The sequence below is a fragment of the Thalassospiraceae bacterium LMO-SO8 genome, assembly GCA_031655335.1.
In the GTDB taxonomy this organism is placed as follows: Bacteria; Pseudomonadota; Alphaproteobacteria; order Rhodospirillales; family Casp-alpha2; genus UBA1479.
Genome location: CP134226.1, coordinates 1,337,672 through 1,351,744, shown reverse-complemented (window position 1 = coordinate 1,351,744; position 14,073 = coordinate 1,337,672). Strand labels below are relative to the sequence as shown.

Genomic DNA, 14,073 nt, shown 5'->3' with positions numbered 1-14,073 from the left:
GCGATAGCAGATCATGACCGACGGCGCGCCCACCCTGCAGGTCGACAACCTGGAAACCCATTTCTTCACCAAGGACGGCGTGGCCAAGGCCGTCGACGGCGTCAGCTTTTCCGTCGGCCGGGGCGAGATCATGGGCCTGGTCGGCGAGTCCGGATCGGGCAAATCGGTGACCGGGTTCTCGATCCTGGGTCTGGTCGATCCGCCGGGCCGGGTGGTCGGCGGCCGGGTCCTGTTCCAGGGCCGGGACCTGCTGACCCTGGACCCGGAAGGCCTGCGCCAGCTTCGCGGCAACCGCATCGCCATGATCTTCCAGGACCCGATGATGACGCTCAATCCGGTCCTGCGCGTCGACACGCAAATGATCGAGACCGTGCGCGCCCATGACGCCTCCGTCTCCAACGACGAGGCCCGTGCCCGCGCCCGCGACGCGCTCGGCCAGGTCGGCATCCCCAGCCCGGACGAGCGGCTCAAGGCCTATCCGCATCAGTTTTCCGGCGGCATGCGCCAGCGCGTGGCGATCGCCATCGCGCTTCTGAACAAGCCGGACCTGATCATCGCCGACGAGCCGACCACGGCCCTCGACGTCACCATCCAGGGCCAGATTTTGTACGAGGCGCAGAAGCTGTGCCGGGAAACCGGCACGGCGCTGATCTGGATCACCCACGACCTTGCCGTCATCGCCGGTCTGGCCGACCGGATCAGCGTCATGTACGCCGGGCGCATCGTCGAACAGGGGGACTTGGGCGATGTCCTCGACCGGCCCGTCCATCCCTACACGCGGGGGCTTCTGGGCTCCGTCCCCGGGCACAACACCCGGGGCAAGCGGCTGTACCAGATTCCCGGCATGACGCCGTCGCTGCTGAATCTGCCCCGGGGCTGCGCCTTCAAGGACCGCTGCCCCCATGGCGACATGGCCTGCGACGTGGCGCCGGAGATCACCACCCCGCTGCCGGGCCGGGCGGTGCGCTGCGCCCATCCGCAACTGGACGCGGGGGCGCGCGCATCATGACCGCGATTTTGGAACTGACGGACGTCACCAAGAACTTCGTCAAGCCGCTGGACGCGGCGGCCAAGCTGGCCCGCTATCTGGGCGCCAACGTCAAGGAAGAGGTCGTGCACGCCGTTGACGGCGTGTCCCTGAAGATCGCCAAGGGCGAGGTCGTGGGCCTGGTCGGCGAGTCGGGCTGCGGCAAATCGACGCTCGGGCGCATGGTCGCCGGCATCATGGAGCCGACGGCGGGGGCGATCCACTACAAGGGCGATCTGGTCTCCGCCATGGACAAGGACGCGGGGCATCAGACGGCACTCGCCATCCAGATGATCTTCCAGGACCCCTTCGCCAGCCTCAACCCGCGCATGCGGGTGCAGGACATCATCGGCGAGGCCCCCGTGCGTCACGGCATCGTTCCCAAGGCCGGGGCCGCCGATTACGTGGCCGAGGTCATGCGGCGGGTCGGGCTCGACCCGGACTACCGCCGACGCTACCCGCATCAGTTTTCCGGCGGTCAACGTCAGCGCATCGGCATTGCCCGCGCCCTTGCCGTGAACCCCGAATTCCTGGTCTGCGACGAGGCCATCGCGGCCTTGGACGTATCCATCCAGGCCCAGGTCATCAACCTGTTCATGGACCTGCGCGAGGACCTGGATCTGACCTATCTGTTCATCAGCCACGACCTTTCGGTGGTCGAACATATTTCCGACCGGGTCGTCATCATGTACCTGGGCCGGGTGGTCGAGACGGCGTCGACCGAAGACATCTTCGCCAGCCCCAACCATCCCTATACCCAGGCGTTGTTGAACGAAGTCCCGCGCCTCGACATCCGTGGGCTCGATTATCAACCGATTTCGGGGGAAATCCCGTCGCCGCTCGATCCGCCGCCGGGCTGTCATTTCCACCCGCGCTGTCCGCACGCGACGGCGCGCTGCCGCGAGGAGCGGCCCAAGCTGCGTGAAATCGCACCCGGCCGCATCGCCGCCTGTCATTTGAACGACGACCCATGACGGCGCTTCCAGGCCTGGAGGTTCCCGGCGTTCTGCGGTTCCACGCGGCGGCGGAACCGGCGATTCCCCTGGTGTTCGATTCCCCCCATAGCGGGTCGATCTATCCCGAGGGTTTCCGCCCCGCCGTGGCCATCGCCGCCCTGCGCCCGGCCGAAGACGCCTTCGTCGACGATCTTTACGCGGCCGCCCCCGAAAAGGGCGCGGCCCTGCTCGAGGCCCTGTTCCCCAGGCTCTACGTCGATCCCAACCGCAACGAGACGGATATGGACCCGGCCCATGTCGACGGGCCCTGGGGCGGCCCGCCGTTGCAGCCCGGACCGAAGGCCGAACTTGGCCAGGGGCTGGTCTGGATGCGCCGCCCGCCGGGCCTGCCCGTCTATGACGGCAAGATCGCCGCCGCCGATCTGCGGGCGCGGATCGACGATTACCACCGGCCCTACCATGCGGCGCTCGGGCGCATGCTGGATTGGGCGGCGGGGCGGTTCGGCGGCTATTACCATATCAACTGCCATTCCATGCCGGCCGTGGCGACGGCCATGTCGGCGGAACCGGAGGGTACGGTGCGCCCCGATTTCGTGCTCGGCACGCGCGACGGCACGACCACCGGGCCCGCCCTGGTCGATTGCGTCGGCAACTATCTGTCCGCCCGTGGCTACGACGTGCGGGTCGATCATTGGTACAAGGGGGTGGAGATCGTCCGCCTGGCCGGCGACCCGGCCCGGGGGCGTCACAGCCTGCAGATCGAAATCAACCGGCGCCTTTACATGGACGAACAGAAGATCGAGAAATCCGCCGGCTATGCCGACATGAAAACCGTAATCACCGACTTGATCGATGAATTGGGGCGGTTTGCCATGGCTCACCCCCCTGGACCTAAGTAAGCGATGAAAAATACCGGCAGGCCTGTAAAATCGGCGCGGACGACCTGGGAGCGCCCATGACACCGACCATCGCGAACCACTCCATGGCCGTTGATATCGCGGCATGAAGGCCCCAACACGTCAATTTCTGGCGGCCACCTTCCTCGGGCTTTCCCTGGGGGCGGTGTTGGTTTTCGCATCGCACATCGTCTATCAGCGCAACGTCGAGCAGGCCCGTGAAACCACGGTCCGAAAGTCGCAACAGGCGGCGTACCAGATCGAACTTTTGGTCAGTGCGCGGTTCGGCGTCGGCCAGTACCTGCAACAACTGTGGCGTGACGGCGGCATATCGACCGAACAGCAATTCCGGCGGCATGCCCGGGCCCTGCTCGGCACCTATTCGGGAATCCGCTACATCTCGCGGCTTGACGCCGATGGGCGGTTCACCTGGATCGAGCCGGAAACCATCGGCGCGGACCGCCTCGGCGGTTCCTTGCGTGACGATCCGGGGGCGCGCGAAACCTATGATTACGTCTCCGGCGGCGGTGCGGCGGCGTCCAGCCCGCCGTATGACTTTCCGGACGGCGCCAACGGGTTCGTGAATCTGTCGCCGCTCGACACGGCCGACCGCCGGTTCGGCTACGTCAACGTGGCGTTCCATACGGCGCCGATCATCGACCGTGCCCTGGGCGATGGCATCACGAAGCGCTTCAGGGTCGAGGTCCGGTACGGCGATCGCCTGATCCACGCCGCGGGCGTCGCCGCCGACACTGCGTCGGCCACGGTTTCCGCCGCCACGGATGTCCGTGTGCTGGGCCGTGAATGGGCGGTGACCCTGCGGCCGTCGGTGACGGTGCTTGCGATGCAGATCGGCAATGCTCATGTCGCGGTGCTGGCGGTCGGCCTGCCGGCGGTCCTTCTCATATCGCTGCTGGCGGGCATGTTCCTGTCGCGTCACGAAGCGCTGCGTGCCAGCGAGGCCATGGCGGCGGCGCTGATCGAAAACGTGCCGTCGTCCCTCAACATCAAGGATCTGTCCGGGCGCTATCTGCGGGTCAACCGGACGTTCTGCGAATGGGCCCAAAGACCGATGTCCGAGGTTATCGGCAAGACAGAGAACGAAGTTCATGGCGACCGTGACGGCACGTCGGATTTCGTCCGCGACCAGGACGCCGCGGCGATCGACCAGGGGGCGCCGGTCTATCGGGAACGTTACGGCCCGTTCCGCGACGGCGTCATGCGTCATGTGCTGGTCGCCAAATTCCCCATCACCGACGGCGCCGGCGAGGTGGTCGCGCTCGGCACGGCGGTTACCGACATCTCGAAGCAGAAAGAGGCGGAGGACATCTTGCGCCGCTCCCACGAGGAGTTGGAAAAGCTGATCGCCGACCGGACCCGCGAACTGCGCAGCGAGATCCGCGTGCGCGAAATCGCCGAAACCTCGTGGCGGGAAAGCGAGGAGCGCCTGCGCGATATCGCGGAATCGGCCTCGGACTGGTTCTGGGAAATGGACCAGGACCTGCGCTTCACCTATATCTCCGACCGCTTCTTCCAGATCACCGGCCTGGACCGCAGCGACGTCCTCGGCAAGACGCGCTGGGAATTCGCCGGCAACATGGACGCCGGGGACCGTGCGCGCTTCGCCGACCACCGCGCCGACATGGAAGCCCACCGTTCGTTCCGCAATTTCGAATACACCCTGTACAGCAAGTTGGGGGCGGAGATTTCCGTGCGTCTCAGCGGCCGCCCCGTGTTCGACGTGACCGGGGCCTTCATCGGTTACCGCGGCGCGGGCACGGACGTCACGGCGACCCGCGCGGCCGAACGCGCCCTGGTGCGCGCCAAGGAGGATCTGGAACGCCGGGTCGACGAGCGCACCAAGGAACTGCGCCAGGAAATCACCGTCCGGCGCCGGGCCCAGGAACTGGCGGACCAGGCCAGCCGCGCCAAGACCGACTTTCTGGCCAACGTCAGCCACGAATTCCGCACGCCGCTCAACGGCATCATCGGGTTTTCGGAGATCATGGCGAGCGAGGTGTTCGGCCCGCTCGGCGCGTCCCGCTACCGGGAATACGCCGAGGACATCATCCGTTCGGGCCGCCACCTGCTGGCGCTGATCAACGACGTGCTCGACGTGTCGCGCATCGAGGCGGGGGCCATGTCTCTGCACGAGGAGCCGGTCGATCTGGCCCGCGCCGTCGAGGAATGCACGGCCATGGTCGAACAGCGGGCCGAAGCCAAGGAGATCTCCTTGGTCAAGTATGTGCAGCCGGGCCTGCCGGCGATGATGGCGGATGTCACGCGCATCAAGCAGATTTTGCTCAACCTGGTGACCAACGCCGTGAAGTTCACGGAACAGGGCGGCGACGTGCGGGTCGAGGCGACCTGGTCGGCGGACGCGGGCCATGCCCTCGTCGTGAGCGACACGGGCATCGGCATCGATCCCAAGGACATCCCCAAGGTTCTGATGCCGTTCGGCCAGGCCCACCGCGCCTTCACCCGCGCCCACGAGGGCTTCGGGCTGGGCCTGTCGCTGGTCCACTCCCTGACCGAGGAACACGGCGGCAGCCTGGAGATCGACAGCGCCCCCGGTAAGGGCACGACGGTCACCGTGCGCTTTCCCAAAAGCCGCACGGTCGGCGACGCCGACGCCGGGCAGTAACGCCGCGTCCCCCGTCCGCGCCGCCGCGCCGCCGCTTACATGTAGTGGTGGATGATCTTCTCGCCGAAGAACCGCGTGCCTTCCATGGGCGGCATGGGCTGGAACACGATGTGGTTGACGCCGGCGTCGATCCATTGATCGATGCGGTCGCGGACCTGGGCGACGTCGCCGATCAGGTTCGATTCCATGACGTCGTCGACCGTGGGCGGGATGGGAAAACGGTGCTTGCGCTCCTCGGCGTACATCTCGGCCCATTTGCGGGTTTCCTCGGGCCCCTTGTCGGCCAGGCCGACGGCGGAGATCGCGACCTCGAACGGCCGCTCCGTCAGCTCCGCCTTCATGCCGTCGACGAGTTCCTTCACCACAGGGGGGGCCTTTGAATACATGAACCAGACGTCGCCGTGCTTTTTCATCAATTCCTGGGTCGGCGGCGAATCGCCGGCGATCCAGATCGGCGGATAGGGTTTCTGCGGCGGCTTGGGATGACAGAAGGCGTCCTTCAGCTGATAGAACCGGCCGTCGAAGGAAAACCCGTTCGCATCCTCGCATTCGATCAGGCCGCGGTAGATGGAAAGCCCTTCGTCCAGACGCGCGATGCGCTCCAGCCCGTCGTCGGACCATTCGGTGAAGCCGTAGGACTTGGCCTCGGCGGCGAACCAGCCCGACCCGGGGGCCAGGATCACGCGGCCGCCGGTGATGTGATCCAGGGTGCAGGCGATCTTGGTCGTCAGGCCCGGATGACGGAAGGTGTTGTTGATGGAATGGCCGCCCAGGCGCACGCGCTTGGTCAGGGCGCCGATGGCGGTCATGGCCGTCCAGTATTCCAGGATCGGCTTGGAACGGTCGAGATGCGCGTTCTCCACATGGTCGGGGATCCACACGGAATCGAAGCCCAGATCCTCGGCCACGCGGGCCATCTCCAGGGCATAGTCGAAACCGGACGACGTCGCGCCCATTTCGCCCTGCACGGTCAGGCGCACGCCGAATTTTACCTTGTCGGTCATTGAAGTCCTCCCAGTCCCCGCCGTTACGGTCCCGGCGGGGATTGGTCCCGGCCGGGCTGGCGGCTCTTGCTGCCGCCCCCCTTGGGAATCGACGATAGGGGGCAAGCGCCGACCAATCAAGGCGAAGGGGTCTATGGACGGCGAGGCTAGCGGGATTGTGATGATGGGGCCCGCCCGCCGGGCGTTCAGACATCGGGGCTCGCCGACGTACATTTCCTGCCGATACCGGAACGCGGCGCCGATTGCGGCATCGGCCAGGACGCATTATGTCTTGTACATGTGGAGACGACTGCTTTTCGCCGGAATCGCCGCGGCCGTGCTCGGCGCGCCGCCCGTCCGCGCGGCGCCTGTCGATGCCGCCATCGCCGACGCCGCCCGGGCCTGGCAACAAGCCATGGGCGACAAGGCGGCCGCGGGGACGTTCGCGTTCACGGAGGATGAGCGGTTCGATTGGGCCTATACGCCGGGATACCGCAAGGGCGTCCCGATCCGTGACATGACGCCACCCCAGCGCGCGGCGGCCGCGGCCTTGATGCGCAGCACCCTGTCGGCGCCGGGCGTGGCCAAGGCCGAGGCGATCATGGCGCTCGAGGCCGTTCTGGCCGAGGTCGAAGGCTCGTCCCTCGACTACCGCGACCCGGAAAAATATTTCATATCGGTATTCGGCGTGCCGGGCCGGCATCCCTGGGGCTGGCGCCTGGAAGGCCACCACCTGTCGGTCAACGTCACCGTCGCCGCGCCCGGCGCGGTGTCGCTGACGCCGGTCTTCCTCGGCACCAACCCGGCGGAAATTCCCGGCGGCCCCCGCAAGGGCGAGCGCGTGCAGCGCGATGAATATGTCCTGGCGCTGCGCTTCGCGGCCAGCCTTGATGCGGGCCAGCGCGAGCGGGCCCTCCTGAGAGGACGCTCCCTCGGCAACGTGGTCGCCGGCCCCGGCCGGGGCGATGCCCTGGCGGTGCCCGAAGGCCTGCCCACCGAGGCCCTCAGCCCGCCGCAGCAGGCCTTGCTGACCGATTTGATCCGCACCTACGTGGGCCTTGCCCGCGACGAGGTCGGCCGCCCCTACATGGACCTGGTGCGGGCCGGCTGGGCCGACACCCGCGTCGCCTGGGCCGGGCCCATGGCCGAGGGGGCGGCTTTCTATTACCGCATCCACGGCCCGCGTCTGCTGATCGAATTCGACAATTCGCAGAACGCCGCCAATCACATCCACAGTCTGTGGCGCGACCCGGCGAACGATTTCGGCCGCGACGATCTGCATCATCACTACAAGGGGGCGCCGGAAGCCCACGGGCACCGGCCCTAGCGTCGGCGCGGGCAGGGAGACCCGGCCGTCTAGATGCCCAAAAGAGGCTGGACGAGGCGCGCCGCCAGGGACCGGAACCGAAGGGGCGCATCCGTTATTGCCAGGCAGATACAATCTTCCCCAGGCGCCGCATGGGGCTGATGCTTGATATGCTCGTCCGCTTCCTGAAAATCCCCGGCTCCATAGTGTCCGGTCTGATCGGAGAACGCCCCCCGAAGCACCAGAGTCAATTCCTGGCCGCGGTGGGTATGTTCGGGCACCGGCCGGCCCGCCGGGATCCGCAACAGCCGGGCCGTCACGCCGTCTTCCGTTCGGACAAGGCATTGGTAGGCGCCCAATCCCAGACGCTGCCAAGGGACGCCGTCGAGATCGGCGCCGATATATCCGCGCAAGGGGTCCGGCAGGACGGGGGCGGGCCCCGCTGTTTCATGCAGGGTCTCGCGCGGGACGGTGATCGGCGCCGCGTCGGCGCCATCCGTCAGCCGCGCCAGGACCGCGTCGAACGCGGCGTCCGAACAGGCGGTCGGCGTCAAGGCGTCCAACAGGCCGCCGCCCACGGCTTCCATGCGGGCGACCTCGTGGCGGCATTCCGGACACAGCGCCAGGTGGGTCGCGACCGCCAGGCTCCAGGATTCCGTCAGGGCGCCGCTGGCATAATCAAGAAGGAGTTCTTCGCTCGGGTGATGCGCGATGGTCATTGGTCTTCTCCAAGCTCCGACCGAACACGTTTGAATGCCAGCCGGATACGCGATTTGACGGTGCCCAGTGGAATGCCCAACTGCTCGGCGATTTCGGGATGGGTCTTTTCCTCAAAGAACGCCAGGTGCAGGACAACCCGCTGATCATCCGGCAGCACCGCGATGGCGGCCCGCAACCGTTCCGCTTCCTGCGCCTGCGCCACGTGGGCGAACCCGCCGGGTTCGGCGTCGGGCACCATCGCCGGGTCATCGGGGTCCGGTTCAGGTCTGTAGCTCTTACGCAGAAAGTCGATGCGCAGATTTCGGGCGATCGTGAAAATCCAGGTCGAGGCCCGCGCCTTCGACGGATCGAACTGCTGCGCCTTTTGCCACACGCGGACCATGGCTTCCTGAGTCACCTCTTCGGCCATCTGGCTGTCGAGGCCCTGGCGCATGACGAAGGCTTTCAGCCGGGGGGCGAAGTGATCGAACAGTTCGCGGAACGCAGCACGGTCCCTGTGCTGCGCGACCGCGACGATCAAATCATCCATCGACTGCAAAGCGCCCCCTAGGTTCTGCCGCGGACCGCGGCGCCCTTGCCGGATGTGAACGGGACAAGTGTGCGCGGGCCGACCCATATCTTCGGACAAACCTGCACCACACGCGGCGAAATTACCATCCATGACGACTTGTACGCGGCATGCGGCGGGGCGGATCACTCGGTGTAATTTTCTGCTCATCGGGGTGATCCATGAACGACCGGGGACCGTAACTCCAGATAACAGTTCTTGCAGCCGCGCCCCTATCATCAGAATGGCGCGTGAATCCAGAAAGGCAGCGCCGGTGTTCGATAGTCCGTTGGTAAATGGTCAACGCCTGAATATCGCTGTGATCGGCACCGGCATCGCCGGCATGTCGGCCGCCTGGCTGTTGAGCCAGGGGCACAATGTCACCGTCTATGAAAAAGAGCCCCACCCGGGCGGCCATTCGAACACGGTCGACGCCGCGACGGCGGCGGGGCCGGTTCCCGTGGACACGGGTTTCATCGTTTACAACGAACGGAATTATCCGAACCTGACGGCCTTGTTCCGCCATCTCGGCGTGCGGACCAAGGACAGCGACATGTCCTTCGCCGCCTCCTTGGACGGCGGCCGACTGGAATACGCCGGCACCGATCTCAACGGACTGTTGGGTCAGCGGCGCAACCTCCTGCGTCCCCGGTTCTGGCGGATGGTCCGCGACCTTCTGCGGTTTTACCGGGACGCGCCGGGGCATCTCGATGATGCGCCGTCGGCGGGCCTCAGCCTCGGCGACTACCTGGCCGCAAACAGATATTCCGACGCATTTATCGAAGACCATCTACTGCCGATGGGTGCGGCCATCTGGTCGACCACCGCCCGGGAGATGCGCGCCTATCCGGCGGTGGCCTTCATTCGCTTTTTCGTCAGCCACGGCCTGCTGACCCTGACGGACCGCCCGCAATGGCGCACCGTCGACGGCGGATCGCGGGAATACGTCAAACGGCTGACCGAACCCTACCGCGAGCGCATTCATTACGGCGGTGTCCGCGAGGTCACGCGGCACCCCGGAAAGGTCCTGGTCGTGGCGAACGACGGCGAATGCCGGGCCTTCGACCATGTCGTCATGGCCGCCCACGCCGACCAGACCCATGCGATGCTGAGCGACCGCGACGCACGGGAAGAAAACCTGCTTGGGGCATGGTCCTATACGGACAACCGCGCGGTTCTTCATACCGATCCTTCCCTGATGCCGAAACGGCGGCGCGTGTGGTCGAGCTGGAACTTCATCGGCGGCGAACAAACAGCAGCAGAGAGCGATCCCCTTTGCGTCACCTATTGGATGAACCCGTTGCAGGGCCTGGACCCGAACACGCCCTTGTTCGTGACCCTGAACCCGGTGCGTGAGCCGGCGCCGGGCTCCGTGCTGCGGGAATTTCAATACGCCCATCCGTTCTTCGATCAAGCGGCCCTCCGCTCGCAGGAAACGTTGTGGTCGCTGCAGGGGCACCGGCGCACCTGGTATTGCGGCAGCTACTTCGGATACGGCTTTCACGAGGACGCCTTGCAATCGGGTCTCGCCGTGGCGGAACAATTGGGCGGCATGCGCCGGCCCTGGACGGTCGACGACGAGAACGGTCGGATAACGGTGACCCGACCGGCGGAGGTTGCGGCGAAATGACGTTGGCATCGGCAATCTACGAAGGCGACGTGGTGCATCAACGAAAACGGCCGAAGCCCCATCGGCTCCGCTATTCGGTGTTTTCCATGCTGCTTGATCTGGACGAACTGTCTGCGCTCAGCAAGGTGACCCGCCTGTTCGGCCACAACCGATTTGCGCCGTTGGCTTTCCACGACCGGGATCACGGGCCGGCGGACGGCAGCGCCCTGCGCCCCTGGGCCGAACGGCACCTGCGTCAGGCCGGCATCGATCCGGACGGCGGGCCGATCCGCCTACTCTGTTATCCGCGTATCTTCGGATATGCCTTTAATCCGCTCAGCGTGTTTTTTTGCTACCGGCGATCGGGCGCGCTGACCGCCATCCTTTACGAGGTCTGCAACACCTTCAAGGAACGCCATACCTATGTGATTCCAGTCGCCGATCAAAGCCGCCCGGTCATCAAGCAGTCCTGCGCCAAGGCACTCTATGTTTCGCCCTTCATCGGTATGGACGCCTCCTATCAGTTCCGCATCGTGCCCCCGGGCGAGACCGTCCGCATCGTCATCCGCCAGGAGGACAGCGACGGGCTGTTGCTGGCGGCGTCCTTCGCGGGGGACCGCCGTCCGTTCTCTCCGCGCGGCCTAACGCGTGCCCTGATCCGGTTTCCGCTGCTGACGCTGAAGGTGATGGCGGGCATCCATTGGGAGGCCTTGAAGCTGTGGCTCAAGGGCCTGCCCGTATTCAAGCATTCGCCGGCCGTGCGCCGTGTCCAATTCAGCATTGAAGAGAATGGAACGTAACGAGACATGAGTGACGCCATTGCGAAATCGGTTTCTGACTCCGTCTCGGGTGCCCGCTCCGCCGAAGAGACCCTGTCTCCCGGTGTCCGCGAGCGGCTGTTGCGCCGTGCCTTGGCGCGGTTGCAGGTCGGCCGGATGGATGTCGTCCTGCCGTCGGGCCGGCGGGTGACCGTCGACGGCGCCGCACCCGGACCGGAAGCGACGGTGCGCATCCGAAATTGGCGCCTGGTCAATCGCATGCTGCTGGGCGGCGACATGGGGGTGGCCGAAGGCTACATGGCCGGGGACTGGGACAGCCCGGATCTGGCGGCGGTTCTGGATCTCAGCCTGCGCAATGAACGCGCCTTGACCGAAGTCCTCCGCCAACCCTGGCCGGTTCGTTTGTTGAGCCGCCTGCACCATGCCCTGCACGCCAACACGCTGCGCGGCAGCCGCCGCAACATCGCTGCCCATTACGACCTGGGCAACGCGTTCTATGGCCACTGGCTGGACGAGACGATGTCCTATTCGTCGGCTCTGTTCGAGGCGCCGGACGAACCCATGGCGGACGGGCAACGGCGAAAGTATGAACGCCTGGCGCGGGCCCTGGACCTGCGGCCCGGTGACCACGTGCTTGAGATCGGATGCGGCTGGGGTGGCTTCGCCGAGATCGCGGCGCGCGATTTCGGCTGCCGCGTCACGGGCCTGACCCTGTCCGTCGAGCAGGCGGCCTTCGCGCGGGCGCGCATGGCGGATCTGGGCCTGGCCGACCGGGTCGACATCCGGATCGAGGATTACCGCGCCACACAGGGCATCTATGACAAGATCGCCTCGATCGAGATGTTCGAGGCCGTGGGCGAGGCCTACTGGCCGACTTATCTCAACACCCTGAAAGCGCGCCTTGCGCCCGGCGGCCGCGCGGGGCTGCAGATCATCACGATCGACGACGCGTATTTTGAAAGCTATCGCCGCTCTCCGGATTTCATTCAGCGCTACATCTTTCCGGGCGGCATGCTGCCGGGCCCGCAAGCCTTCGCCGACGCGGTCGCCCGGGCCGGCCTGCGGCTGACCGACGTGTTCTTCTTCGGCCCGTCCTACGCGGAAACGCTGCGCCGCTGGGACGCGGACTTCCTCGCCGCCTGGCCCGAGATCAAGAAGCTGGGCTTCGACGAACGCTTTCGCCGCATGTGGCATTATTACCTGAAGTACTGCGAGGCGGGATTCGATGCCGGGCGCATCGACGTCGGCCAGTTCGTGATCGACGCCGGGTGACGCGGGACGCCGCCACGCCGCTGCCCCGGCGCATCCTGCTGGCCTATGCCTTGCCGGCGGTCGTGGTCTCGCTGCCGGTCATCCCGGTCTACATTCACCTGCCGACGCTGTACGGGATCGAGCTCGGCCTGGGGCTGACGGCAGTGGGATGGATTCTTCTGGCCGCGCGGCTGTTCGATACGGTCACCGATCCGCTGATCGGCGCCCTGAGCGACCGGACGCGGATCGCCGGCTGCCGCCGCAAGCCCTGGATCGCCGTGGGCGCCGTCATCGCCGGCGGCGGCCTGTGGCAGGTCCTGATGCCGCCCGACGGCGCCGGCGCCGCGTATCTGCTGATCTGGTCGATGGTCCTTTATGGCGGCTGGACCATGGTCGCCGTGCCCTATCTGACCTGGGGCGCCGAACTGTCCGGCGACTATCACGAACGATCGCGCGTCACGTCCTGGCGGGAGGCCATGGGCCTGATCGGCATCGTCGGCGCGGCGGCCCTGTCCTCGTCCCTGACGGAGGCCGGGCGCAGCGAACGGGACGCCATGGCCGCCATCGTCTGGGTCGCCGTGCTCGGCGGGGTCGCCGTGATCCCGCTTTTGCTGTGGGCCGTCCCGGAAAAGGCCGCCCCCAGCAGGCTACCCGTTCCCGCGAGTCCGGCCCGCATCGCGGCCGCGCTGGTTGGGCTGGTCCGCAACAAGCCGTTTGTCCGGCTTCTTTTTGCCTGGTTCGCCAACGGTCTGGCCAACGGTATCCCGGCGGTTCTGTTCCTGGTGTATCTGCAATATGGCTTGGGGGCCGGCCCGGACCAGCGGGCGTTATTCATCCTCGTCTATTTCCTCGCCGCCGTGATCTCGATCCCTGCTTGGTTGATGCTCGTCCATCGCATGGACAAGCATCGGCTGTGGTGCCTGGCGATGATCGCCGCCTGTCTTGCCTTTGCCGCCGTGCCGATATTGCCGGCCGGTGCTTTCGCGGCCTTCGCCGTGGTCTGCGTGGTGACCGGGGCCGCCTTGGGCGCCGACCTTTCCCTGCCGCCGTCGATCCAGGCGGACGTCATCGATTACGGACGCCTGCGTGGGGGCGTGGACCGTGCCGGCCTGCAATTCGCCTTCTGGGGGATGAGCACGAAACTGGCGCTGGCGGCGGCGGTGGGGCTCGCCCTGCCGGGCGTCGCCGCGCTGGGGTTTGATCCGGATGCGCCCAGCCGCGGCGGAATCCTGGCGCTGACCGTGATCTATGCCGTTGTTCCCATCGTAATAAAGGGTGTGGCGATCGGAACCATGTGGCGGTTTCCTCTGACCGCCGACAGGCAACGGGCGATCCGCCGCCGGCTCGCTTGAACC

12 protein-coding genes are annotated in these 14,073 nt (G+C 66.4%); 9 read left to right on the top strand and 3 right to left on the bottom strand.

Annotated elements, in window-relative coordinates; all coding sequences use genetic code 11:
- The first annotated feature begins 13 nt into the window (after positions 1-13).
- From RJ527_06510 to RJ527_06495, 4 genes are all read left to right on the top strand, one after another.
- Complete coding sequence (locus RJ527_06510; GenBank protein ID WND77390.1) at positions 14-1,009, top strand: ABC transporter ATP-binding protein; 996 nt, start codon at positions 14-16, stop codon at positions 1,007-1,009.
- Entirely contained in the window at positions 1,006-2,001 is a 996-nt protein-coding gene (locus RJ527_06505) for an ATP-binding cassette domain-containing protein (protein WND77389.1), read from the top strand. Before RJ527_06510 ends, RJ527_06505 begins: the two co-directional genes overlap by 4 nt.
- Complete coding sequence (locus RJ527_06500; protein ID WND77388.1) at positions 1,998-2,882, top strand: N-formylglutamate amidohydrolase; 885 nt, start codon at positions 1,998-2,000, stop codon at positions 2,880-2,882. Before RJ527_06505 ends, RJ527_06500 begins: the two co-directional genes overlap by 4 nt.
- A 103-nt stretch (positions 2,883-2,985) precedes the next feature.
- Positions 2,986-5,523, top strand: a complete 2,538-nt coding sequence (locus RJ527_06495) for a PAS domain S-box protein (GenBank protein WND77387.1) — start codon at positions 2,986-2,988, stop codon at positions 5,521-5,523.
- A gap of 35 nt (positions 5,524-5,558) precedes the next feature.
- On the opposite strand, the gene RJ527_06490 is transcribed toward RJ527_06495, so the two are convergent.
- A complete protein-coding gene (locus RJ527_06490) occupies positions 5,559-6,527 on the bottom strand; it encodes an LLM class flavin-dependent oxidoreductase (GenBank protein ID WND77386.1) in 969 nt (322 codons plus the stop codon).
- Positions 6,528-6,804: 277 nt separating this feature from the next.
- Between RJ527_06490 and RJ527_06485 the strand changes: the two genes are divergently transcribed.
- Positions 6,805-7,833: a DUF3500 domain-containing protein gene (locus RJ527_06485; protein WND77385.1), complete on the top strand. Its 1,029-nt coding sequence runs from the start codon at positions 6,805-6,807 to the stop codon at positions 7,831-7,833.
- Between the two features lie 29 nt (positions 7,834-7,862).
- On the opposite strand, the gene RJ527_06480 is transcribed toward RJ527_06485, so the two are convergent.
- Positions 7,863-8,531, bottom strand: coding sequence for a ChrR family anti-sigma-E factor (locus tag RJ527_06480; protein ID WND77384.1), 669 nt, complete (start codon positions 8,529-8,531; stop codon positions 7,863-7,865).
- Positions 8,528-9,061 carry a sigma-70 family RNA polymerase sigma factor gene (locus tag RJ527_06475; GenBank protein WND77383.1) on the bottom strand — a complete coding sequence of 178 codons (534 nt, stop codon included), beginning with the start codon at positions 9,059-9,061 and terminating at the stop codon, positions 8,528-8,530. Before RJ527_06475 ends, RJ527_06480 begins: the two co-directional genes overlap by 4 nt.
- Before the next feature lie 337 nt (positions 9,062-9,398).
- On the opposite strand from RJ527_06475, the gene RJ527_06470 reads away from it, so the two are divergent.
- The 4 genes from RJ527_06470 to RJ527_06455 are packed head-to-tail and all read left to right on the top strand — an operon-like array spanning position 9,399 to position 14,070.
- The gene (locus RJ527_06470) at positions 9,399-10,709 is read left to right on the top strand and encodes an FAD-dependent oxidoreductase (GenBank protein ID WND77382.1); all 1,311 of its coding nucleotides are present in this window, start codon (positions 9,399-9,401) and stop codon (positions 10,707-10,709) included.
- Positions 10,706-11,488, top strand: coding sequence for a DUF1365 domain-containing protein (locus tag RJ527_06465; GenBank protein ID WND77381.1), 783 nt, complete (start codon positions 10,706-10,708; stop codon positions 11,486-11,488). The genes RJ527_06470 and RJ527_06465 overlap by 4 nt, the downstream gene beginning before the upstream one ends.
- 6 nt (positions 11,489-11,494) lie before the next feature.
- Positions 11,495-12,739 carry a cyclopropane-fatty-acyl-phospholipid synthase family protein gene (locus tag RJ527_06460; GenBank protein ID WND77380.1) on the top strand — a complete coding sequence of 415 codons (1,245 nt, stop codon included), beginning with the start codon at positions 11,495-11,497 and terminating at the stop codon, positions 12,737-12,739.
- Positions 12,736-14,070, top strand: a complete 1,335-nt coding sequence (locus tag RJ527_06455) for an MFS transporter (protein WND77379.1) — start codon at positions 12,736-12,738, stop codon at positions 14,068-14,070. The genes RJ527_06460 and RJ527_06455 overlap by 4 nt, the downstream gene beginning before the upstream one ends.
- Positions 14,071-14,073 lie beyond the last annotated feature (3 nt).

Bases quoted from the DNA above. Each gene is read 5' to 3' on its own strand.
- RJ527_06500 (WND77388.1), top strand. From the start codon at position 1,998: ATGACGGCGCTTCCAGGCCTGGAGGTTCCCGGCGTTCTGCGGTTCCAC.
- RJ527_06510 (WND77390.1), top strand. From the start codon at position 14: ATGACCGACGGCGCGCCCACCCTGCAGGTCGACAACCTGGAAACCCAT.
- RJ527_06505 (WND77389.1), top strand. From the start codon at position 1,006: ATGACCGCGATTTTGGAACTGACGGACGTCACCAAGAACTTCGTCAAG.
- RJ527_06475 (WND77383.1), bottom strand. From the start codon at position 9,061: ATGGATGATTTGATCGTCGCGGTCGCGCAGCACAGGGACCGTGCTGCG.
- RJ527_06490 (WND77386.1), bottom strand. From the start codon at position 6,527: ATGACCGACAAGGTAAAATTCGGCGTGCGCCTGACCGTGCAGGGCGAA.
- RJ527_06460 (WND77380.1), top strand. From the start codon at position 11,495: ATGAGTGACGCCATTGCGAAATCGGTTTCTGACTCCGTCTCGGGTGCC.
- RJ527_06485 (WND77385.1), top strand. From the start codon at position 6,805: ATGTGGAGACGACTGCTTTTCGCCGGAATCGCCGCGGCCGTGCTCGGC.
- RJ527_06480 (WND77384.1), bottom strand. From the start codon at position 8,531: ATGACCATCGCGCATCACCCGAGCGAAGAACTCCTTCTTGATTATGCC.
- RJ527_06495 (WND77387.1), top strand. From the start codon at position 2,986: ATGAAGGCCCCAACACGTCAATTTCTGGCGGCCACCTTCCTCGGGCTT.
- RJ527_06465 (WND77381.1), top strand. From the start codon at position 10,706: ATGACGTTGGCATCGGCAATCTACGAAGGCGACGTGGTGCATCAACGA.